Raw genomic sequence first — 23,407 nt, forward strand, 5'->3', positions numbered from 1 at the left:
ATGGTGGGGAGAGAAAACGCGTGCTTCAGAGGGGAATTGCTGCAAATGATTACTGGGCCGCCTCAGCGGCTTTGCGGGCCGCAAGGCGGGCTTGCCAGTCTTTGCCGGCCTGGTTCATGTCGATGCCGGCGGCCGAGAGGTAGTTGTTGATCTTGCCTTTGTACTTGCCAAACCAGGCGTGCTTCTGCTCCGATGAACCCGCGTCCATGGCCTTTTCGCGGGCTTCGGTAAGCCAGGCCAGCATCTGGGCTTTCTGCTCCGGGGTCAGGTTGGGCAGCATGTCCTGGTAGGCCCGCATTGTGATGGGCAGCACGCCGTAGGTCATGCCGTCTTTGACTTGCTCGACCTGGGCCGGGCTGAGCTTCTGGTTCAGCTTGCGCAGGTACTTGGTGTGCAGCTTGGCCAGGTCCTGGTTGGTGCGCTCCTCTACCTGCTTGATGGCGGCCGCGGTGGCTTCGGTCTTGGGCTGGGCCTTCAACGGGCTCAGCTCCGCTTTCTGGCGCTCGTGCACCTGGTTCAGCTGCTGATACTGGTCGGCAATGATGCTCTGCACCTGCTGGGCCGCGGCAGGAGAGAGAGGTCCCAGCTTCTCCACGATTTTGCCCGCCCGCTCATTGACGGTGCGCGTATAGGCTGCTTCCTTGGTTTCGGTTGGGGTCGTCTGGGCTGAGACCTCAACAGCGGCCGTAGTGGCCAAAAAACTAGCTAACAGCAGGCGAGAGAAAGTGTACGACATGACGGGTTGCGTAACTGCTTAAAGGTGAAGCAAGTTATGTAGTGCCCCCGCTGCTAGCCTCCAGCTTTTAGCCAACTTATTATACAATCTTAGCATCTGCATGCGGTGGAGTGAGTAAGTACTAACCCCACTGCTATAATGGTACCTGTTGAAGTTGCATTAGAACTCCAGTTCCGGTGTGCACCGGTCATTGCTAGGCGCAGATTGCTTCCTCTCCCTGCCCATTGGCGAGCTAACCCGCTTGAAAAATGGACTTTAGGTAAGTTGCGTTGGCCCCGAAGTTGCGGCGCACGTTGCGCGCGTCGTTGGCGTCGCGGGAACGTTCTATTACCAGCCAGCCCTGCCAGTTCAGCTCGGCCAGGGTTTGCTTCACCTTGCGCATGTCCAGGCGGGTGTTGTTTTCGAGCCACACGCCGTCCTCGTCGGTGCAGTGCATCTGGCAGATGCGCTTGGCACCCAGAATCCGCAGCTCCTCGTGCAGGTCGCGCCCGGCCTTGAGCGGGTTGGAGAAGTTGAAGTAGATTTGGATGTGCTTCGAGTTGATTTCGCGCAGCAGCTCTACTTCGCCGCGGGCATCCAGTGCGGTTTCAATGCCCACGACCACGCCCGCCTTCTTGGCCATTTTGCCCACCACCTTGAGCCGCTCCACAATGGCGGGACGCAGCTCGGGGTTGCGCACCAGGTCGCCCTGGGTACCTAGGGGCAGAAAGGCCACTTTCACCTGCATCTGCTGCATCGTGTCGAGGCAGTCCTGCACCATGCGCTGGTAGGTGGGCCGGGTGGCAAACGACTGGGCGTAGAAGCCCGTCATGGCCAACGAGCATATTTCCAGGTTCAATTCCTTGGCCTTGTCGAGGAACTGCTGGCGGATTTCGGGCTTAGCCAGCTGGTTGTCGAAGGTGTCGCGCTGGCCCAGGCCACCCATGTCAATTTCCACTCCGTCGGCGCCGATTTCCTTGGTCAGCGCCAGGGCGCCCAGCTTTTGGCGCTTGAGAAGCATCAAGTCGACCACCGCAATTTTGTAGCGGAGCGGGCGGGCCGCCAGCAGGGAGGGCCGCAAGCCAGGCACGAGCAGGCCGGCCGTAAGCAGGGAGCCGGCTCGGAGAAATTCGCGGCGGGAAACGACGGGCTTCATGGCAGGGGTGGGGTAGAAGGTGGGAGCGTATCGGTGCGGAAGGGGCGGGCGGGCAGGCCGGCGGCCGAAAACAGGTTGGGCTTGGCGGCCTCGTCCCAGCCGAAGCGCACGGCCACCGGCTTGGCCACGCCGGGCGCTGAAACCACCACGCGCTGGCCCGCAATGCGGGCCTGGGCGGGCACGAACACGCCGTCGGCACCGGCCAGGGTAAAGTCGGTCAGCGGCTGGCCATCCTTGCTGGTGAGGCGGCTTTTCAGCGGCTCGAAGGATACCACCGCCTCATTTTTACGAAAGCGCACCCGCCGGAATACCGGCCCGACGCCTTCTGCCTTAGGTCGGCGGTAGGTGCCGGACAAGGCCAGCAGGGCCAGGCGTTGCCCAATTTTCCACTTGTAGGGCGGGTGAATATCGTCGAGCTTGGTGACCAGGTCGGTGGTGACAATCATGCCGGTGTGAGGCGTCCGAAGCACGGCCTGCTGGGCTTCTCGGAAGCGGGGCAGGGTTTCGCGGGTCAGGGGCACCCTGGGGTCTTTGGATTCGGAGTACAGAAAAGGGGCCAGCTGCACGAAGTAGAAGGGTAGCTGGTCGTTGTGCCAGGCCGCACGCCAACTCTGTATCAGCGTTTGGAGCTTGTGGGTGTAGGTGCTGGTTTCGGCCAGAAAGCAGTTCGACTCACCCTGGTACCACAGAAAGCCACGCACGGCGAAGGGCACCAGCGGCCGGATCATGGGCTCGTAGAACTTGCCCGGGTCCCCGTCGACTTTCTGACTGGCGTAGTAGGCATCCTGGGCAAAGGCCTGTTCGGCAATCCAGGGCTCAATGCGGGAGCCGGGAACAGCCGAGGAAATGACGCCCACCGGCACGTGCAGGTGCGCATACAGCTCTTTGGCAAAGAAGTAGGCCGGGGCCGAAAAAGCACGCAGCGCCGAATCCTGGGCGATGCTCCAGCCCCGGTGCAGGGAATCGGGCTTGGCCAGCTCCTTGCGGTTGACCAGGAAAATGCGCAGTGCGGGGTTGCGGGCGTGTTCCAGCTCGGCCAGCGGACCGGCGTCTTCGGTGGCGGGAATAGTCACCTTGCTGTTCTTGCGCATGGTATATTCCATATTCGACTGCCCCGAGCACAGCCAGACTTCGCCCACCAGAATATTCTGCAGCCGAATGGTGTTGCGGCCCGCAATGACCAGTTCCGCCGGCACAGCCGAGGCCCGCAAGGGCTTGAGCGTAACCTGCCAACGGCCGGCAGCATTGGCTGTAGTACCCAGCTGCTGGGCGCCAAAGGTTACTGTCACGGCTTCGCCGGGCGCGGCGGTGCCCCAGATGGGCACGGGCTGGTTGCGCTGCAGCACCATGTGGTGGCCCAGCACCCGCGGCAGCACCACCCAGGCCCGGGCCGAGGAAGCCAGCAGCAGCAGCCCTAGCAGCAGGCCGATTCGAGTCGTTTTCATCCTTACTTTTTCTGCAGCCACAGCACTTCGGCCTCCGGGCCCCGGGCCGGCAGCGTCACGAGTTGCCCGGCTTTCACGGTTTCCTTGCCAGCGCTGAGCTGCCCGGTTTTGGGGTTGATGCGGCGCACGACAAACGAGCCTTTCAGCGCCGACAAATCGAGCTGGGCCGGGGCCGCACCTTCGCGGTAGAGCAGCAGGCCGGTGCTGCCGTTGCTTAGGGCCCACTGGCCGGCAGGCTGACCGGGTAGTTCCAGTGGGGTCATGGCGGATATAGCAGCGGCAAACTGGGCATCGGCTACGTGGGGCAGGCTGGGCAACGAGCCGCCGGCCAGCAGCACGGCCCACCCGAAGGTGTCGTAGCTGTCGGCCGAGTAGAGCACGGCTTTGCCCGGGAACTGCTGGCGGTACTCGCGCACGGCCCGGTACACCTGCTCGAAGGAGCTGCGCTTGGGCTTGAGCAGGCGGGCGTGCTGGCGGGGAGCCAGGTTCTGGCCGCCCGCCGGGGCGTAGGCGCTGCCGTCGGCCTGGTAGTACCAGTAATTGATATCAATCACGTCGACGACGGCGGCCCGGGCGGGGTCGGCGAGGATGGCGTCCTGCACGTCTTTTGTAGTGCTCAGGGCAATGGTGGCCTGCTGCCCGGTTTCAGTTTCCCACTCCTTCACCGTGTCGAGCCAGAACTGCACGAAGCTCAGGGGCCCGGTGAATTCAGCTCCAATCAGGTGGACCACGCCGGTTTTGCCCACGAAGTTGCTCAGGCACTGCCGGATGTAGGCCCGGTGTAGGGGGCGGCGGGTGGCATCCGTCACGTCGTAAAACTGCTCGGCCATGAACACGCGCTTGTCGCCGGCGTAGGGCACGGGCTCCGGGAAGCCGGTGTGGTTAATGTTATTGACCGGCCGCCAGGGGAAGTCGGCGTAGTGGGCCCCGGCCTCGATGATGTTGTGCTGGAAATAGTGCTGGTTGAGCAATACGAGGCCTTTTTGGTCGGCCAGGTCGGCAAACTCGGCCAAGCGGCCCCAGTACCATTTGTTGTACTTGGTCAGGTCGTAGCGGCTCAGGCCGTCCCAAGCGGTACCCTGTCCGCTGCGGGCGAAAGGTTGCTCGTAGAACGGGCCCCATACCTCGCCATCCATGCGCTTTACCCGCTCGTGGTCGTCGCGGCGGCGCTCGTACCACAGGCCGTAGTTGTGCGACAAAGCCACCACGTTTTCGGCCCGCATGGAGTCGGTCATTTCGGCCAGGTCGTCGGTGAGGCCCGGGCCCGTCATGCCTGGCACGAAGCGCGTGACGTGAGGCTTGGGGTTGCGCAGGCCGTAGGGTCGAGCGCTACCGTTCCACCAGGGCACTTCCTGGCGGCGGCCCGTTACCAGAGCCAGGCCGCGCACCAGCTTGCCGCTTGTCACCTGCAGGGGCGCGGCGGCGGCAGGCCGGGCGGCGGGCTTCACCTTCAGCTGGTCGATGCTCGGGGCCGTGGGTTGGGTGGCAATGGACTGCCGGCTCGGGGCGGCTTCAATGAAAGCCCGCAGGGTAGGAGCAGCCTGAGCTGAGAGCCTGGTCAGCTCCTGGGCCACGGCTACGGGCGGACTGCTGGAGGCTTCGGTGGAAATAGGCAACAGCACAGCGCGGCTGGCGACGCCGGCGCCGAGACGGTCCTGGAGCTGCGCATAATACAGGCTGCGGGGCTTAATATGTTCGTTGGACTGGTCCCAGTGGCCGTTGCCGGCAAACTGCGCCCAGGTGCCAAACGCCCAGTTCTGGGCCGTGGGAGGCTGGTAGCAGTCCACGCGGGCGGCGGTACACTGCCAGAACACGCTGTTGGCCGCGGCCCAGCCGGCTCCTTGGCCGTCCTGTTCCCGGTTGCCGAAGCGCAGAGCCTGACCGTACTCTTTCACGATGTCGAACAAAGTGCCCGCAGCCCAGCTGTCGATGGCGCCGCTGAAGCTGAAGGCATCTTCGGCCTCGCACTGCACAAAGGCGTTGGGGCCGGCTGCGCAGTAACCCACGGCAAAGTCGTGGTAGCCCGCCTCAGCGTAGAGGCGCTGAAACAGGCCCTGTTGGCCCTTGGTCATAAACGTGTTGCGCCGCTCCCCACCGATTTCCGACACTGGCTCGGTGGAAATGCAGTCCTCCACGGTGATACGGCGGGTGGTTTCCTGGGCCAGCACGGCCGAGCCGGCAAAATGGCGAAACACAACCTGCCGCACCCAGGCGTCCTGCACGTTGTCCAGCACTATGGCCATCCAGCGGTGGTCTTCGTCCTTGGCATTGGCCGCATCTACCGCCGATTCCAGCCGCAGATTTTCCACGCCGACCTGCGAAATAAGGCCAGGCCAGCTAGTACGGGCCACGGTGCCGCCCCCGTAGGTTTGGTCCAGGGCGGTGGTCAGGGGCGCATCCAGGGTAATACCGTTGGCGTCCACAGCCACTACCTGCCGGTCCCAGAACAGGTCGCGCTGCCCGGGTTTCCAGCCCAGGGCCGATTCGCCCCCGCCAAATGACTGGGTGCCGAGCGTCTGAATCCAGGCCGCCGTGCTGGGCCGCTGCACCCGCACCCGGTCACCTGTTTTGAAGCCTGCCGCGTTGGCCACGCGCACCGTGCGGGCATTGACGGGCACGTACCGGTCGGTAATCGGCTGGGCAGTTTCTAGCTTTCGGTTGTTGCGGCCGGCCAGGGTTAGCAGGTTTTCCCGGCTGTAGCCCGTGCCCAGGAGCGTAGTTCCATCGGGGCCCATGCCGCTGCCGCGCAGCACCACGCCCGAGGCGCGGATAAGCAGGCGGCCGGCTATTTCGTGCCGGCCTTTGCCCAGCAGCACCGCACCCCGAAAACCGTCCTTGCCCAGAGGCAGAGTGGCCACGTAATCCAGGGCTGCCTGAATACGGGCCGTGGCATCCCCGGTCTGGGTGGGTACGGTTACTTTACTGGGCACCAGCGGAATAACCTGCGCCCCGGCCCGGTAGCCGCAGTAGGAAAAGTCCGGAATCCGGTTGCCCAACGAGTCGGGGGCGTACTCCAGCTTGCCGTCTTTGCCGGTCGAAACAGGTGGCTGTTTTTTTACGGGCTTAGGGCCCTGCGCTAGCCCGGACCCGGCACTGGCGGCAAGGAGAAACAGCAGAACAGGCAGGAAGCGGGAAGTGGGCACTGGGCGAATCGGGGGGAAGGAAGCTTGAATTAGCGTGTCATGCTTCGGCAAGCGCAGCATGAGGGTTTAAGAAAGTCAAACTTCCACTTAGGTCGGCTTGACTTCTTTGACCGGCACCACGCTGTTGAGGTATACCTCAATGTTGGTGTAGCCGTCTTTGCCGCGGACCTGGCTGGCGTCGGAGGCGTCGTTAGGGTTGAGCTTGTTCTTCTTTTCGTACTGGTCGGGCATGCCGTCCTTGTCGGCGTCCTGGTAGGGCTGGCCGGCGTAGGTGGGGTAGCCACCCACCTGGCTGATGTCGGTGATGATGCCCTGTTTGTAGGAGTCGAGGGGCAGGCGGCGGTGCTTGAACTGGGTTTCGGGCAGCTGCACGCCGTCCTTGTAGGTGATTTTGCCGGTGCGCACCTGCTCCACCACGCGGGTGTCCACCGGGTCACGCTTGGGCAGGGTAGCACCGGCATTTTCCAGCACGTAGCCGTAGGCTTTCTGCGCCGGCAGAATGGTCAGCTCGGGCATGGGCAGGGGCGAGTTCACGCGCATGTCGGGCGTGTATTTGCCCGCGTCGGCCAGCTCCTCTACCTGCACGCCGCCGTTCCAGTTGTCCTTGGTTACCTTGTCGTTGCCTTCCATGATGTTGCCGCTCACGTAGGCCCGGCCGTACACCTGGTACTTGAGCTTGCTGCGGCCCGACTCCGGCTTGAGGATGCGGTGACCCACCGGCGAATCCTTGGGCGTGAGGGGGCCGGGCTTGTAGTAGTTGTTGATAATATTGTACATGGCCCGGTAGTCGCCCCCGTCGGTGGAGCGGTGTACCCAGTTGAACATGACGTTGTTGGCGAAGTTGAACACGCCGTTCCAGCCGATGGAGGGGTTGCGGCCCGCGTTGTCGGCCCAGAGGTTGCGCATGAAGGTGCAGTTCTCCCCGCCCAGGGTGCTGCCGAAGGCGTGGTTCCAGGTGTCGAGGGCCTCGGAGAAGATGCTGTTCTGAATGGTAATGTTGACCGTGCCCAGCTTCTGCTCGGCAATGCCGGTGCTGTCGTTGTACATGTGGCGGTACATCGACATGTTCTCGTCCAGCCCCCAGCTCGCTGAAACGTGGTCAATCATGATGTTGCCGATGGGGTTGCCACCGATGGCGTCGTCGCGGCGGCCCACGTTGGTTTCGCCGCGACGGAAGCGCATGTAGCGAATCACTACGTCGTGAGTATTAATCCACACCGATTCGCCGGCCACGCACACCCCGTCGCCGGGGGCGGTCTGGCCCGCAATGGTAATGTAGGGCGCCCGGATAATGAGCGGAGTTTTCAGCCGGATGATGCCGGCCACGTTGAAGACGATGGTGCGGGCTCCGCCCTGCTCACAGGCCTCGCGCAAGGTGCCCGGCCCCCGGTCTTCCAGGCTGGTCACGACGTAGACCTTGCCACCCCGGCCCCCGAAGGAGTGGGCTCCGCCGCCTTCCGCGCCCGGAAACGCCAACAGCGGCGACTGGGGCAAGTCGATGGGGCGGGCGGCCCAGGGAATGTAGGGCTTGCCCTGGCGGGCTTCCTGCTGAATGATGGGGTAGGCCTTGGCCCAGGCCAGCTCCGATTGGCGGGTGGCCTCGTCCATCAGCTCTTTGCTGGCTTTTTGCACGTCGGCCGGAATCTGGGGGTACTGGGCCAGGGCCGCGTGGTGGGTCGAGACGGACACGGCCAAACCGAGAAGGGAGCCAGCAATTTTTTTCATAGGGAAGGTGGGGTTTTAACCGCAGCTAAATAACAGGACAAAGCCGCCCCTGACCTATACCATTTTTTCGAGCCTGTGTAGGATGTTAGCATACCTGCTCGTTGGGCCCTGTGGAGTAGCTTCTCCGAGGCTTAGGCTCTGTTTCAGACGGCTCCCTCTTGGCAGCGGACGAGGCTTGAACGGATACTCGTTTACTCCTTATAGACGCAAGCCTGATTTTGCGGCTGATTAGCCCCTTTGCCAAGAGTAGTAGGTACAAGCGCATGGATAAGGCTCTGTCCTGGGCCCCGGTGAGGGAATACTCACTCCTGACAAAAAGCCGTTAAGAACAGCCCATAGCTGGAAAATGGGCCGATGGCAACATGCTACAAGAGCCGGAGAAGATGGTATAAGACCCCGGCCCCGCCCGCGGATACCTTTGAGGCCTTTTATTCCGCTTTTCTGCCCTGGCCTAGCCCCATGCTGCCCCGGCCGGACTTCTGAAGCGTTTTTCCTAGCCTAACTTCAAGTCGTATGCGCCGGAGTCTGTGGAAGCACCTTGCCACTCGTTATGTTCTGCTCGGCTGCCTGCTGCTTTCCTCGCTCTGCGTTCAGGCTGCCGGGCCGGTTTCGGCCACCGGGCAGCGCACCATCGTGCTGCCTAAAAAGGCCCACGCCCGCCTGCGCTACGGGGCCGAGCGGCTGGCTACGGCTTTGCGGGCAGTTGGGTATAAGGTGAATATCACGGAGCAGGACAAAGTTGGCGGCAAAAAAGGCTTGATAATAGTGGGCCGCGCTACCGATGCACTGCTGCAGCAGGCCGCTTCGGTGCTTCATGCCCAGCAAGCCAAGGCTGCCGGCAAAGAAGGCTTTGCCATCGTATCGGCCGACAAAAATACGATTCTCATCAGCGGAGCCGACAACACTGGGGCACTGTACGGCTGCCTGGAGTTGGCCGAGCAGGTCCAAAGCCAGCAAAAGCTCAGTGGCAATATCCGCCTGACCGACCAGCCCGAAATGGTGCTGCGCGGGGCCTGCATCGGGGTGCAGAAGCCGTACTACCTGCCCGGGCGCACCGTGTACGAGTACCCCTATACGCCCGAAACCTTTCCCTGGCTCTACGACAAGGCCCTGTGGGTGAAGTACCTCGACATGCTGGCCGACAACCGCATGAACTCGCTCTACCTCTGGAACGGCCACCCCTTTGCGTCCCTGGTGCGCCTGAAGGACTACCCCTACGCGGTGGAAGTCGACGACGCGACGTTCCGCAAGAACGAGGAAATGTACCGTTTCCTGGCGCAGGAGGCCGATAAGCGCGGCATCTGGGTGATTCAGATGTTTTACAACATCATCGTTTCCAAGCCCTTTGCCGAGCACCACGGCATCAAAACCCAGGACCGGGCCCGGCCCATTACCCCGCTGCTGAGCGACTACACCCGCAAGTCCATTGCTGCCTTCGTGGAGAAATACCCCAACGTGGGCCTGATGGTAGCCCTGGGCGAGGCCATGGAAGGCGTGGGTCAGGACGACGTGGACTGGTTTACCCAAACCATCATTCCCGGCGTGCAGGACGGCCTGCGGGCCCTGGGCCAGACCGAGCAGCCGCCCATCGTGCTGCGCGCCCACGACACCGATGCCCCACGGGTTATCAAGGCCGCGCTGCCGCTGTACAAGAACCTGTATACCGAGGCCAAATTCAACGGCGAGGCCCTGACCACCTATACGCCCCGGGGTTCCTGGGCCGAGCTGCACCGCACCCTGAGCGGCATGAATTCGGTCCACATCGAAAACGTCCACATCCTGGCCAACCTGGAGCCCTTCCGCTACGGCTCGGCCGATTTCATCCAGAAATCAGTGCAGGCCATGCACGGTACCTACGGGGCCAACGGCCTGCACCTCTACCCCCAGGCCTCGTACTGGGACTGGCCCTACACCGCCGACAAAACGCCCGAGCGCCTGCTGCAGGTGGACCGGGACTGGCTCTGGTACAAGCAGTGGGCCCGCTACGCCTGGAAAGCCGACCGGCCCCGGCCGCAGGAAATTGACTACTGGGGCCAGCAGCTGGGACAGCAGTTCGGCACCGATGCCGCGGCTGGCAAGCAGGTGCTGGAAGCCTACGAACAGGCCGGCGAGATTGAGCCCAAGCTGCTGCGCCGCTACGGCATCACCGACGGCAACCGCCAGACCCTGACCCTGGGCATGCTCATGACCCAGCTCATCAACCCCCGGCGCTACGGCCTGTTTACGCTGCTCTATGAGTCGGAAGCGCCGGAAGGGGAGATGATTATCGAGTACGCCGAAAAGGAGGCGAAAGGGGAGAAGCACATCGGTGAAACCCCGCCCCAGGTGGCGGCCGAAGTGGTAGCCCACGGCCAGGCCGCTGTGGCGGCAATTGAGCGGGCGGCGCCGGCTGTCACAAAGAACCAGGCCGAATTTGCCCGGGTCAAAAACGACCTGTACTGCCAGCAGGCCCTGGCCAATTTCTACGCCGACAAGGTGCAGGCCGCCCTGCTGACGTTGCGCTACAAGTATTCCAAAAACATGGCCGACCTGCAGGCCGCCGAGCCCTACCTGGTGCGCAGCGTGCAGCACTGGCAACGTATGGTGGAGCTGACCAAGGATACCTACCTCTACGCCAACAGCATGCAGACGGCCCAGCGCAAAATCCCGATGCGCGGCGTGGATGCCACCTACATTACCTGGGCCGAAATGCTGCCCGTCTACCAGAAAGAGCTGGCCAGCTTTCAGGGCCACTTAACCCAGCTGAAATCCACCAACGCCCAGCTGACCATGGTGGATACCAGCCCGCTGCGCAACGCCCCGGTAACCATCCTGAGCAAGGCTGGCAGCTTCCGGTCCGGGCCGGGCCAGTCCATTTTCGCCGATACTACCGTGCTGCTCACAGCCTTGGCCCCCGAACTGGCCGGGCTCAAAGGCATTCGCCTCGACCAGGCCCAGATGCGCAAAGGCACCGAGCTGCGCTTTACTACTAAACAGCCGGTAAAGCTGCTGGTGGGCTATTTCAACGCCAAGAGCCCGCGCTACCTGCCCGTGCCGACCCTGGAAATCGACGCCAGCGCCAACGACTACGGGCAGGCCGATATTAAAATCAGCAATGCCGTGACGGTGGCCGGCCTTCCGCCCGTGAACGTGCATACCTATTCCTTCAAGGCCGGTACGCATACGCTCAATCTGGGCAAGGGCGTCGCCCTGCTGCTGGGCTTTGTGCCGGCCGAGGAGCCCATCCGCACCTACAACGCCGGTCTGGGCGCCGCCAACAAGGATGGCGAGCTGGACTGGCTGTTTGAATAACCGCGCTGCCCCTACCTATGAAATTCCCCGTCTCCGGCTTTTTACTTGTCCTTGGCCTGCTGAGCGCAGCCAGCCCCGCTGCCGCCCAAACGGCCCCGGCCGGCTTCGTGCTGACCGACGCTACCCTGCGCGCCGACGTAGCCCGCTTCAACGAGCTGGATAAAGAGGACGTGGTAAACCTGGTGCCTAACGCGCAAGCGGCCGACTGGATGAGCCAGCAGGTGCCCCGCTTCGAGTGCCCCGACTCGGCCTTGCAGCACACCTACTACTACCGCTGGTGGTGCATGCGCAAGCACCTCAAGCAGACGCCCGACGGCTACGTGTTTACCGAGTTCATCACCCCGATGAAGCACGGCGGCACCCACAACACCATCAGCAGCGCCCTGGGCCACCATATCTACGAAGGCCGCTGGCTGCACGACCCGCAGTACATTGAGCAGTACACCAAGTTCTGGCTCTATGTGGACTCGAAGCGCAGCGCCCCCCGGCTGCACGGCTTCAGCAGCTGGCTGCAGGATGCGGTATGGAGTTTTCACCTGGTAAGTCCCAACAAGCCGCTGGTGCAGGAGCTGCTGCCGGCCCTGAATGCGGACTACAAGCTCTGGGAAAAAGAGCGGATGCTGCCTTCTGGCATGTTCTGGCAGTATGACGTGAAGGACGCCATGGAAGAATCCATCAGCGGGGGGCGCAAGGTGAAAAACGTGCGCCCAACCATCAACTCCTACATGTACGGTAACGCCAAAGCCCTGACGGCCATGGCCAAGCTGGCGAAAAATGATTCATTGCAGCGCAAGTACGCCGCCAAAGCCAAGCAACTCCGCGCCGACGTGCAGCGCGTGCTCTGGGACGAAAAAGCCGCGTTTTTCAAGGTGCAGTACGAGAAAGGCGGCCTCTGCGAGTGGCGCGAGGAGCTGGGCTACATCCCGTGGTACTTCAGCCTGCCCGACGATAAGGCCAAGTACGCCAAGCAGTGGGAGCAGCTCACCGACGAAGGCGGTTTCCGGGCGCCCTGGGGCCTGACTACGGCCGAGCGGCGCGCCCCCGGCTTCCGCACCCACGGCTCGGGCCACGGCTGCGAGTGGGACGGGGCCGTGTGGCCCTACGCTACCACCCAAACCCTGAAAGGCCTGGCCAACCTGCTCACCGCCTACAAGCACCAGGACGGCATGAGCCGGCAGGTGTACTACGACGAGCTGCGCAAATACGCCCTGTCGCACCGCAAAAACGGCCAGCCCTACCTGGGCGAGTACCAGGACGAGAAAAACGGCGAGTGGCTGAAAGGCGACAACCCGCGCAGCAGCTACTACAACCACTCCGGTTTCGCCGACCTCATCATCACCGGCCTAGTCGGCCTCAAGCCCCGCCCCGACAACGTGGTAGAAGTAGTTCCCCTGGTGCCCGAGGGCCAGTGGGACTACTTCTGCCTCGACCAGGTGCGCTACCACGGCCGCCTGCTCACCGTTATCTGGGACAAAACCGGTCAGAAGTACGGCAGGGGCCCCGGCCTGCGCGTGTTTGCCGACGGCCAGGAAATCGGGCGGACCGATAAGCTGCAGCGCCTGACGGCCAAGTTGTAGCGCCTCACCCCGGCCCCTCTCCGAAAAGCAGAGGAGTGCCAGCCGATAATAGAACGGAAAGTCTATATCTGAACTCCCTAACTATGGATACGAATAAAAATACGCCTGGCTCCCCCTCTGCTTCTTTGGAGTCTGCGCTTCAAGCAGATGCGGGGTCGGGGGGGAGGCGCTTTGTCTGCTACTGACGTTGCTTTTGCTGCTCTGCACAATCTCAACCCAGGCCCAGCAGTACTACAACGTGCTCAAGTACGGGGCCCGCAACGACAGCACCAAACTCAGCACCGAGGCCATCAAAAAGGCTATAGCCGCGGCCAGCAAGGCCGGCGGGGGCACGGTGTACTTCCCGGCCGGCAAGTACCGCACCGGCCCGATTCATCTGAAAAGCAACATCACCATCGACATTGACGCCGGGGCAGTTCTTTACTTCAGCGACAATTTTGACGACTACTTGCCCATGGTGCCCACCCGCTACGAGGGCATTGACATCACCAGTTTCTCGCCGCTGTTTTACGCCTACAAGGCCGAGAACATCACCATCCGGGGCCGGGGCATCATCGACGGGCAGGGCAAGAAGTGGTGGGATTTTGCCGAAGGTAAGTCCAGGGCCAGCCAGGACTCGAAGTGGCAGCAGGAGTTTTTTCGGCTCAACCAGAACATCCTCAAGCCCGACGAGCCCGGCGTGATGGAGCGGGGCTTTATGCGCCCGCCTTTCATTCAGCCCATGTACTGCAAAAACGTGCGCATCGAAGGCATCACCATCCGCAACTCCCCGTTCTGGACGGTAAACCCCGAGTTCTGCGAAAACGTGACCATTACGGGCGTCACCATCAACAACCCCAAGTCGCCGAATACCGACGGTATCAACCCCGAGTCGTGCCGCAACGTGCACATCTCCGACTGCCACATCAGCGTTGGGGATGACTGCATCACCATCAAATCGGGCAAGGACCGGGCCGGGCGGCAGATGAACGTGCCGGCCGAAAACTACACCATCACCAACTGCACCATGCTCTCGGGCCACGGCGGGGTGGTTATTGGCTCGGAAATGTCGGGCGGAGTCAAGAAAATTACCATCACCAACTGCATTTTCGACGGTACCGACCGGGGCATCCGCATCAAAACGGCCCGGGGCCGGGGCGGGGTGGTGGAGGATATCCGGGTGGATAACATTGTGATGAAAAACATTCGGGAGCAGGTCATCGTGCTGGATATGCAGTACGCCAAAACCCCGGCCGAGCCCGTGTCGGAGCGCACCCCGCGGTTTCGCAATATTCACTTCAGCAACATCACGGCCGAAGGCAACCAGGCCGGCTACCTGAACGGCCTCGCGGAAATGCCCATCGAAAACGTCACGTTTTCGAATATCAACATCGACGCCAAACAGGGCTTCACGGTCAAGGAAGCCCGCAACATTGCCTTTCACAACGTGCAGGTGAATCCTCAGCTGGGCCCGGCACTGCGGGCCGAAAACGTGCAGGAGCTGCGCCTCGATGGCCTGCGCAGCGCCCTGCCTGCCGCTACGCCGGTGGTGGAGCTGACCAACACCGAAAACGTCTTCGTCTACAATTCCTTCCCGGCCGCCGGCACCGAAACCTTTCTCAAGCTCAAAGGCGCCAAAACCCGCAACATCGTGCTGCAAAATAACCACTTCAAAGCGCTGAAGACCCCAGTTAGCCAGGATGCGGCCGTACCGGAAAAAGTAGTGGTTAACTAAGCTGCCTGCCCTTCCCCGCGCCCTTTGCGAAACCCTCTGTGTTCCTCTGCGGGAACCCTCGTCTGCTCCGCCGTATGCTCCGTTTGCCGCTGCTTTTCCTTTCCTGGCTTGTCCTGAGTTCTGCCGCGGCCCAGCCGGGTCCGCTGACGCTCTGGTACACCCAGCCCGCCGAGAAGTGGACCGATGCCCTGCCCATCGGCAACGGCCGGTTAGGTGCCATGATTTTCGGCGGGGTAACTCAGGAGAGAATTCAGTTCAACGAGGCCACGCTCTGGACCGGCCGACCCCGCGCCTATGCCCATCCCGGGGCCGCGCAGTATCTGCCCCGCATCCGGCAGCTGCTCGCGGAAGGCAAACAGCAGGAAGCCGAGGTCTTGGCCGCCGAGCAGTTTATGGGCCGGCGCGACCATGAGGAAACTTACCCCGCCGAAAAAGCTGCCTGGCTGCAAAAAGTACAGGCCGTCACCGTCACTGAGGCCCAAGCCGCCCCGGGCTGGCAACCAATAGCCATTCCGACGCTCAATGGCTGGGAAAGTGCCGGCCTGGGCCTGGAGGGCCTCGACGGCGTGGTTTGGCTTAAAACCACCTTTGAGCTACCCGCTGCATGGGCTGGTAAAGACCTCACAATCAGTCTGGGCCGTATCCGCGACCAGGACGTGACCTACGTCAACGGGCTGCGCATTGGTGCCGACGAGGGCATCAGCAAAAAGCGGCGCTACCGGGTGCCGGCTGCCGTGCTGCGCCCCGGCCGCAACGAGGTGACCATTCAGGTACTCAACTACTACGACAAGGGCGGCCTGATTGGGGTTAAAGAGCAGCAGCCCGTGTTTGTGGCCTACCCCGAAGGCGCCGATCCGACCGTGGGCGTGGCCCTAAGTCCTGCCTGGCAGTACTGGGTGCAGGATCAGGAGCCCCCGCTGGCGCCGAGCTACCAGGCTTCCTACCAGCCCTTCGGCGACCTGCTGCTGGACTTCCCGCCCACCGGCGCGGTGACTGGCTACCAGCGCCAACTCGATATAAATCAGGCCCTGGCCCGCGCCCAGTACACGCAGGCCGGCGTTCAGTTCACCCGGGAGTATTTCGCCAGTGCTCCGCGCAATGCCGTTGGCGGCCGGCTGACGGCCACCTCAACAGGCCGCGTCAGCTTCACGGCCCGCCTGCAAAGCCCCCACCGCAACTTCCGAACCTACCGCGTCGATGACCATACGCTGGCCTTGGCCGTGCCGGTGCGCGACGGGGTGCTGTGGGGCGTGAGCTACCTGCGGGTGGAGGCCAAGGGTGGTAAGGTGACCGTGCGGGAAAACCAGCTGCAGGTAGAAAACGCCGACGAGGCAACCTTCTACCTGATGGCGGCCACCAGCTTCGTAAACTATCAAAAGGCTGATGCCAACCCCGAAAAGCAGGTGCAGCAAACGTTGCGCGGCTTGCGGGGCAAGTCGTTCGACAAGCTGCAAGCCGAGCACGTGCGCGACTACCAGCACCTGTTCAGTACCTACGCCGTGGACCTGGGTCACGGCCCGAACGAAGCCCTGCCCACCGACCAGCGGATTCTGAAATTCAGCACCTCGGCCGACCCGGGCTTGCTGGCTTTGTATCAGCAGTACGGCCGCTATTTGCTCATTGCCTCGTCCCGCCCCGGCGGGCAGCCCGCCAATTTGCAGGGCCTCTGGAACGAGTCCTTGACCCCGTCTTGGGGCAGTAAGTACACCACCAATATCAACCTGCAAATGAACTACTGGCCCGCCGAGCAGCTGGGCCTGGCTGCCTGCGCCGAGCCACTGTTCGGGTTGACACGGGAAGCCGCCGAAGCGGGCAAGGTCACGGCCAAGGAGCACTACAATGCCCGCGGCTGGGTCTTGCACCACAACACCGATATCTGGCGGGGCACGGCCCCCATCAATGCCTCCAACCACGGCATCTGGGTGACGGGCGCGGCCTGGCTCAGCCAGCACATCTGGCAGCACTACCAGTTTACCCAGGACGAGAAATTCCTGCGGCGTGAATACCCCGTGATGCAGCAGGCGGCGCTATTTTTCCTGGATTTCCTGGTCAAGGACCCGCGCACCGGCCAGCTCATCAGCACGCCGTCCAACTCGCCCGAGCACGGCGGGCTGGTCGCCGGCCCCACCATGGACCACCAGCTTATCCGGGAGCTGTTTCGCACGACCCGCGCCGCGGCTCAGACCTTGGGCGTGGAAGCCGGTTTTCAGCGGGAGTTGGAAGAAAAAGCCCGGCAGCTGGCTCCCAACCACATCGGGCGGCACGGGCAGCTGCAGGAGTGGCTCGAAGACCGGGACGACCCCCAGGACACCCACCGCCACGTGTCCCACCTCTGGGGCGTGTTTCCCGGCGCCGACATTACCTGGGCCACCGTCCCTACGCTAATGGAAGCGGCCCGCACCTCCTTATTGCAGCGCGGCGACGAGGGCACGGGCTGGAGCCTGGCCTGGAAAGTCAACCTCTGGGCCCGTTTTCGCGACGGAAACCACGCCCTGCGCATCCTGGAAAAGCTGCTTTCCCCGGCCGACAACGCCACCGGCAGTGAGCAGGGCGGAGTCTACAAAAACCTGTTCGACGCCCACCCGCCCTTCCAGATTGACGGCAACTTCGGCGGGGCGGCCGGCATGGGCGAAATGCTGCTGCAAAGCCACGACGGCTACCTGGAGCTGTTGCCAGCGCGACCTACCGCCTGGCCCAGCGGCGAAGTGCGCGGCCTGCGGGCCCGCGGCGGCTTCGTGGTGAACCTGCGCTGGAGCAACGGGCAGCTACAGCAGGTTGAAATTAAGTCGGAAGCCGGCCAGCCCTGCGAACTGCGCTACGCGGGCCAAAAGCGTAGTCTGGCTACTAAAACCGGTAAGACCTACCGCCTGAATGGCAGCTTGCAACTCTTGGGCAATGGAAAATAGAGTATCCCAAGCTGGTCGTCCTGCTGAGCTTACCGAAGCATCCCTGCGGCTTCGTTTCAATGACCAACCCAGCCCGTCCTGTCGCGCTCCGCGAGACATCTTGCGTGCAATGGTAAAATCAGTTACTACTGCGGCAGAGATGCTGCGCGGGGCTCAACAGGACGGTCTTTCAATCAGTAGCATTCCACTTATGTCAAGCTGCCTGCGCCTATTGCTCTTTCTACTGTCCTGGCTGGCCGCTACAGCGGCAGCCGGCCAGTCGGCAGTGCGCACCGAACTGCCGCTCATCGACGGTTGGCGCACCGTGGCCGACGACAAAAACAGCCAGGTGTATACTGGCTTCGAGCAGGCTGATTTCCAGGACCAAAGCTGGCAGACGGTGGCCGTTCCCCACAACTGGGACGCCTACGAAGGCTACCGCCGCCAGCGCCACGGCAACCGCCACGGCTACGCCTGGTACCGCAAAAGCTTCACCGCCAAGGCTACCGGAAGCCAGCAGCGCCATTTTCTGTTCTTCGAAGGCGTGGGCTCCTACGCTACCGTGTGGCTCAACGGCAAGCTCGTAGGCCGCCACGCCGGGGGCCGTACTACCTTTACCCTCGACGTCACTGAGGCGCTGCGTACCGACGGCCGCCCCAATGTGCTGGCCGTGCGCGCCGACCACCCCGCCGGCATTCAGGACTTGCCCTGGGTCTGCGGGGGCTGCTCCGAGGAGCGGGGCTTTTCGGAAGGCTCCCAGCCCCTGGGTATTTTCCGGCCCGTTACGCTGGTTTCTACCAATGCCGTGCGCATCGGGCCCTTCGGCGTCCACATCTGGGCCGACTCTACGCTCAACGCTCAGGTTGCCCGCCTGCAGGTGACAACGGAAGTCAAAAACTACGGCCCCAAGGCCCAGACGCTGACCGTGCTCAACGAATTATTCGACCGGCAGGGGAGGGTAGTGGCTCAAATTCGGGGCAAGCGGAAACTCGCAGCCGGCGCCACGGCCGAGCTGCGCCAGCAACTGCCACAACTGAATCAGCCGCACCTGTGGTCGGTGGAAGACCCGTATCTGTACCGGCTGGTAACCCGCATCAGCGCCGGCAACAAGCTGCTGGATGAGCTGGAGACGCCCTACGGCATCCGCTGGATCAGCTGGCCGATTGGCAAGGCTGCGGCGGCCGGGCAAAAGCAGTTTCTGCTCAACGGCAAACCCGTATTTATCAACGGTATTGCCGAATACGAGCACCTGCTGGGTCAGAGCCACGCCTTTTCGGCCGCTCAGATTCGTACCCGCGTGCGGCAGATGAAAGCGGCCGGTTTCAACGCTTTCCGCGACGCCCACCAGCCCCACAACCTGCGCTACCAGGCCAACTGGGACTCCCTGGGCTGGCTGTGGTGGCCCCAGCTGGCAGCCCACGTGTGGTACGACACGCCGGAGTTTCGCCAGAATTTTAAGACTCTGCTTACCGAGTGGGTCAAGGAGCGGCGCAACTCGCCCTCGGTAGTGCTCTGGGGCCTGGAAAATGAAAGCACCCTGCCCGCCGACTTCGCCCGGGAATGCACCGCCCTGATCCGCCAGCTCGACCCCACGGCTTCGCGGGAGCGGAAAGTCACGACCTGCAATGGGGGGCAGGGCACCGACTGGGACGTGCCCCAGAACTGGACCGGTACCTACGGTGGCGACCCAAACCAGTACGCGGCCGACGTGGAGCGGCAGGTGCTCATCGGCGAATACGGCGCCTGGCGCACCCTGGATCTGCACTCGGAAGGCCCGCCGGCCTTCAACACCGGGCCGTTCAGCGAAGACCGGTTTACCCAACTCATGGAGCTCAAAGTGCGCCTGGCCGAAGCCGCCCGCGACAAAACCGCCGGCCACTTTTTCTGGCTCCTGACCTCCCACGACAATCCCGGCCGGGTGCAGGGTGGGGAAGGGCAGCGGGAGCTAGACCGCATTGGGCCGGTAAACTACAAAGGCCTGCTCACGCCCTGGGAAGAGCCCACCGACGCATTTTACATGTTCCGGGCCAACTACGCCCCCAAAACCACGGAGCCCATGGTGTACCTGGCTTCCCACACCTGGCCCGACCGGTGGCTCAAGCCCGGCCGTCAGGACAGCCTGATTGTGTATTCCAACTGCGACGAGGTAGAGCTCTTTAATGATGTGGACGCCGCCTCTCTGGGCCGCAAAACCCGCTCCGGCATCGGCACGCACTTTCAGTGGGATGGGGTAGAGGTGCGCTACAACGTGCTCTACGCCGTGGGCTATGTGGCCGGCAAGGCCGTGGCGCGCGACGTCATCGTGCTGCACCACTTGCCCCCAGCGCCCAACTTCGACAAGCTGCGGGCCGGTGCTCAACCCCTGACCGCGCCCCAACCCAACTATAACTACCTCTACCGCGTGAACTGCGGCGGACCGGCTTACGTGGACCGGCACGGTAGCCGCTGGCTGGCCGACCAGCCCCGCACCGGCCCCGCCACCTGGGGCTCGGAGTCGTGGACCCAGGACTTTGCTGGCCTCTCGCCCTTCTTTGCCAGTCAACGCCGCACCCACGACCCCATCGGCGGCACTACCGACTGGCCTTTGTTTCAGGATTTCCGCTACGGCCGCGAAAAGCTGCGCTACAGCTTCCCCGTGCCCGATGGCGACTACCTCGTGGAGCTGTACTTTGTGGAGCCCTGGCTGGGTACCGGTGGGGGCCTCGACTGCACTAGCTGGCGCCTGTTTGATGTGGCCGTGAACAACGAAACGGTGCTCAAAGATCTGGACATCTGGAAGGAAGCCGGCCACGACCAGGCCCTAAAAAAGACCGTGCGGGTGCACGTCACTGGCGGGCAGCTGGTCGTGTCGTTTCCGCACGTGGCCTCGGGCCAAGCTGTAGTTTCGGCTATAGCCATTGCCAGCCTCGATGCCGGTTTGAAACCCGCTCCCGCGCCCCAGTCGGTAATCAGCGGCCTGCAACAGACCAATCCGGGGGCAGCTGCGCAGTGGACCGCTGAAACCTGGCTCGATACCGGCAACCAGCCCTACACCGATTCGCCCGTGGCTATTAGTGCTCTGCCTTCGGCCCTGTACGGAGCCGAATGGCTACGCCGCCCCCAACAGTTGCCCGCCGGCGAGCCGCTGGCCAGCTTCCAAGTCAGCACCGCTGCCGATGTCTACATCAGTCTGGACGCGCCGCAGAAAGCCCTGCCTGCCTGGCTCAAAGAATACGAAGACACCAAAACCACGCTCACGACCAACGAGACCGGCGGCCGACTTTTCCGCGTGTACCGGCGCCGGTTTGCGCCCGGCGCTACCGTAGCGCTGGGTGCGGGCAGTAACTATCTGGTGGCCGTCAACCGCGCCACGACCATCGAGCCAGCCTACGACCTGAAAGCCATAACCGGCTACAAGCCGGCTACAGCCCGCATAACGGGGCCAGGAGTGGTGAAAGAAATCGTGCACGCCAAGGAAAGCCTCACATTCAAGGAAGCCACTGGCGGGGCCGTGGAGTGGAAAATCCAGGTCGGTGTGGCCGATACCTATTCCCTAACGCTGCGCTACGCCAACCAACTAACCCGCCCGCTCAAGGGCAAGCTGACTGTATCGGCCGCCGACGGCACGCTGCTGCGGGAAGAAGCCGTGGAGCTGCTGCCCTCCAAGCCCGGCAAGTGGAACTACCTGGCGTCCTCTACCGCCACCATGATCAACGCGGGCAGCTACAACGTCCGCCTCACCGCCATCGACGCCGCCGGGCTGAGCGTGTCGGGTTTGGAAGTGCAGTAAGGGTAATTGTTGGTAGGTAAGAACGTCATGCTGAGCTTGCCGAAGCATCTCTACCGCTTCGTTGTACCAGCAATGGAAGATTACTACTGCGGTAGAGATGCTTCGGCAAGCTCAGCATGACAGTTACTATTGCAACGTCAGCATGCGAGATTTCTCGCGGGGCTCGAAATGACGTTCAGCTATTGAACAACCACCAACCAACAACTAAAACTCCAAAAGTCAAGATGCTACAATAGAAGGGGAAGATGGTACACGTAGCCTGCGGGCCGGGCTGATACCTTTGCTAACAGGATTTTAACCTTGGGTACCGGGCGAGATTTCGCGGCATTTTGGCAATGTTTGTTTCATGAGCAACCTGCGAGTTCTAGACCTGTCCATTATTGCCCTCTACCTGCTGGCTATGATAGCCGTGGGGGTGTACTTCGCGCGGAAAAATGTGAATCCGGAGCAGTACTCCAGCGCCTCGGGCTCCATTCCGGGCTGGGCTATTGGTCTGTCGATTTACGCCACCTTCCTGAGCAGCAATACCTTTCTGGGCGTGCCGGGCAAGGCATTTGGGACCAACTGGAACGCCTTTGTTTTCAGTCTGTCGATGCCGCTGGCGGCCTGGGTAGCGGCCCGCTACTTTGTGCCATTTTACCGCAGCACCGGTGAAATTTCGGCCTACACCCACCTGGAGCACCGCTTTGGCAGCTGGGCCCGCACTTATGCCGTGGTCTGTTTTCTGCTGACCCAGCTGGCCCGCATCGGCTCCATCTTTTTCGGTATTGCCCTTACCCTGCAGGCGCTGACGGGCTTTTCGATGGAGATGATTATGCTCTGCACCGGCATCTGCATCATTGTTTATACTGTACTGGGCGGCATTGAGGCCGTTATCTGGACCGAAGTGGTGCAGGGCGTCATTAAGACCTTCGGGGCGTTGCTGATTCTGTATTTGATTATCGAGAACATGCCCGGCGGCCTGCCCAACGTGGTAGCCATCGGGCAGCAGCACGACAAGTTCAGCCTGGGCGGCTTCCTGCCCGACTTCACTCAGTCCACCTTCTGGGTGGTGCTGCTCTACGGCTTTTTTATCAACCTCAACAACTTCGGCGTCGACCAGAACTACGTGCAGCGCTACCACACGGCGGCCTCGGCCAAGCAGGCGGCCAAGTCCATCTGGCTGTGCGTGTGGCTGTACCTGCCCGCCTCGCTCTTGTTCTTCGTCATCGGCTCGGCGTTGTTTGCCTACTACCAGGTGCACCCCGAGCTGATTGAGGCCGTGAAGCTGAAAGTGGCCGCCGAAAAGCTGCCCCTCACGGCCACGGCCGCCCAGATCAGCCAGGCCGCGGCCCAGTTGCTGCCCTCGGATTACGGCGACAAAGTCATGCCCCACTTCATGGTTACTAAGATTCCTTCGGGCTTCGTGGGGCTCATCGTGTCAGCTATTCTATCGGCGGCTATGAGCACCATCAGCTCGGGTATGAATGCCTCGGCCACGGTATTCACGGCCGACATCTACGAGCGGTATTTCAAGCCCAACCTGAATATGCGCCAGACCATGCGCATGCTGCACCTGGGCACCGTGGTGGTGGGTTTGCTGGGCATGGGCACCGGCATTGCCATGATTGGGGTGAAAAGCGTGCTGGACGTGTGGTGGGAGCTGTCGGGCATTTTTGCCGCGGGCATGCTGGGCTTGTTTCTGCTGGGCGTCATCAGCCGGCAAACCGGCAACCACGAGGCCCTTACTGCTACCATTATCGGGGTGCTGGTTATTCTCTGGATGACGTTTTCGGGCAAGCTGCCCGAGGAGCTGGCTTCCTTCCGCAACCCCCTGCACAAGAGCATGATTATCGTGGTGGGCACGCTCACTATTTTCCTGGTCGGTTTGCTGCTCACCAAGTGGCGCGGCGCCAAAGCAGTTCCCCCCGAACCAACCCTGGCCGCGGCCGAACAGGTGCACTAGCCGCCGGCCCCCAAGACGTAACTACATAGCCCCGAAGCGGCT

At 62.5% G+C, this 23,407-nt stretch carries 11 protein-coding genes; 6 read left to right on the top strand and 5 right to left on the bottom strand.

Annotation, left to right across the window (positions count from 1 at the left end):
* Nucleotides 1-49: 49 nt before the first annotated feature.
* The 5 genes from MUN80_RS15115 to MUN80_RS15135 all read right to left on the bottom strand — a co-directional run bounded on the left by MUN80_RS15115 (nt 50) and on the right by MUN80_RS15135 (nt 8,184).
* Complete coding sequence (locus tag MUN80_RS15115; RefSeq protein ID WP_244714225.1) at nt 50-736, bottom strand: DUF3826 domain-containing protein; 687 nt, start codon at nt 734-736, stop codon at nt 50-52.
* Nucleotides 737-968: 232 nt separating this feature from the next.
* A complete protein-coding gene (locus MUN80_RS15120; protein WP_244714227.1) occupies nt 969-1,871 on the bottom strand; it encodes a sugar phosphate isomerase/epimerase family protein in 903 nt (300 codons plus the stop codon).
* A complete protein-coding gene (locus MUN80_RS15125; RefSeq protein ID WP_244714229.1) occupies nt 1,868-3,316 on the bottom strand; it encodes a sialate O-acetylesterase in 1,449 nt (482 codons plus the stop codon). Before MUN80_RS15125 ends, MUN80_RS15120 begins: the two co-directional genes overlap by 4 nt.
* Nucleotides 3,317-3,318: 2 nt before the next feature.
* Nucleotides 3,319-6,519, bottom strand: a complete 3,201-nt coding sequence (locus MUN80_RS15130; protein WP_244714230.1) for a DUF6298 domain-containing protein — start codon at nt 6,517-6,519, stop codon at nt 3,319-3,321.
* Nucleotides 6,520-6,546: 27 nt separating this feature from the next.
* Nucleotides 6,547-8,184, bottom strand: a complete 1,638-nt coding sequence (locus MUN80_RS15135; RefSeq protein ID WP_244714232.1) for a pectate lyase family protein — start codon at nt 8,182-8,184, stop codon at nt 6,547-6,549.
* A gap of 513 nt (nt 8,185-8,697) precedes the next feature.
* On the opposite strand from MUN80_RS15135, the gene MUN80_RS15140 reads away from it, so the two are divergent.
* From MUN80_RS15140 to MUN80_RS15165, 6 genes are all read left to right on the top strand, one after another.
* The gene (locus MUN80_RS15140) at nt 8,698-11,475 is read left to right on the top strand and encodes an alpha-d-galacturonidase (RefSeq protein ID WP_244714233.1); all 2,778 of its coding nucleotides are present in this window, start codon (nt 8,698-8,700) and stop codon (nt 11,473-11,475) included.
* A gap of 17 nt (nt 11,476-11,492) precedes the next feature.
* Nucleotides 11,493-13,052 (top strand): MGH1-like glycoside hydrolase domain-containing protein, encoded by a 1,560-nt coding sequence (locus tag MUN80_RS15145; protein ID WP_244714235.1) that lies wholly within the window; start codon nt 11,493-11,495, stop codon nt 13,050-13,052.
* Between the two features lie 193 nt (nt 13,053-13,245).
* The gene (locus MUN80_RS15150; protein WP_244714237.1) at nt 13,246-14,766 is read left to right on the top strand and encodes a glycoside hydrolase family 28 protein; all 1,521 of its coding nucleotides are present in this window, start codon (nt 13,246-13,248) and stop codon (nt 14,764-14,766) included.
* A gap of 74 nt (nt 14,767-14,840) precedes the next feature.
* Nucleotides 14,841-17,672 (top strand): glycoside hydrolase family 95 protein, encoded by a 2,832-nt coding sequence (locus MUN80_RS15155; protein ID WP_244714239.1) that lies wholly within the window; start codon nt 14,841-14,843, stop codon nt 17,670-17,672.
* Between the two features lie 211 nt (nt 17,673-17,883).
* Nucleotides 17,884-21,420 carry a malectin domain-containing carbohydrate-binding protein gene (locus tag MUN80_RS15160; RefSeq protein WP_244714240.1) on the top strand — a complete coding sequence of 1,179 codons (3,537 nt, stop codon included), beginning with the start codon at nt 17,884-17,886 and terminating at the stop codon, nt 21,418-21,420.
* Nucleotides 21,421-21,766: 346 nt separating this feature from the next.
* On the top strand, nt 21,767-23,365 hold the full coding sequence (locus tag MUN80_RS15165) for a sodium:solute symporter family protein (protein WP_244714242.1): 1,599 nt from the start codon (nt 21,767-21,769) through the stop codon (nt 23,363-23,365).
* The last annotated feature ends 42 nt before the right edge of the window (nt 23,366-23,407 follow it).

Origin of the sequence: Hymenobacter cellulosivorans, from assembly GCF_022919135.1 — a bacterium.
Classification (GTDB): Bacteria; Bacteroidota; Bacteroidia; order Cytophagales; family Hymenobacteraceae; genus Hymenobacter; species Hymenobacter cellulosivorans.

Excerpts from the sequence above, each read along its gene's own strand:
- MUN80_RS15135 (WP_244714232.1), bottom strand. The coding sequence starts at position 8,184 with ATGAAAAAAATTGCTGGCTCCCTTCTCGGTTTGGCCGTGTCCGTCTCG.
- MUN80_RS15125 (WP_244714229.1), bottom strand. The coding sequence starts at position 3,316 with ATGAAAACGACTCGAATCGGCCTGCTGCTAGGGCTGCTGCTGCTGGCT.
- MUN80_RS15145 (WP_244714235.1), top strand. The coding sequence starts at position 11,493 with ATGAAATTCCCCGTCTCCGGCTTTTTACTTGTCCTTGGCCTGCTGAGC.
- MUN80_RS15120 (WP_244714227.1), bottom strand. The coding sequence starts at position 1,871 with ATGAAGCCCGTCGTTTCCCGCCGCGAATTTCTCCGAGCCGGCTCCCTG.
- MUN80_RS15165 (WP_244714242.1), top strand. The coding sequence starts at position 21,767 with ATGAGCAACCTGCGAGTTCTAGACCTGTCCATTATTGCCCTCTACCTG.
- MUN80_RS15130 (WP_244714230.1), bottom strand. The coding sequence starts at position 6,519 with ATGCTGCGCTTGCCGAAGCATGACACGCTAATTCAAGCTTCCTTCCCC.
- MUN80_RS15140 (WP_244714233.1), top strand. The coding sequence starts at position 8,698 with ATGCGCCGGAGTCTGTGGAAGCACCTTGCCACTCGTTATGTTCTGCTC.
- MUN80_RS15155 (WP_244714239.1), top strand. The coding sequence starts at position 14,841 with ATGCTCCGTTTGCCGCTGCTTTTCCTTTCCTGGCTTGTCCTGAGTTCT.
- MUN80_RS15115 (WP_244714225.1), bottom strand. The coding sequence starts at position 736 with ATGTCGTACACTTTCTCTCGCCTGCTGTTAGCTAGTTTTTTGGCCACT.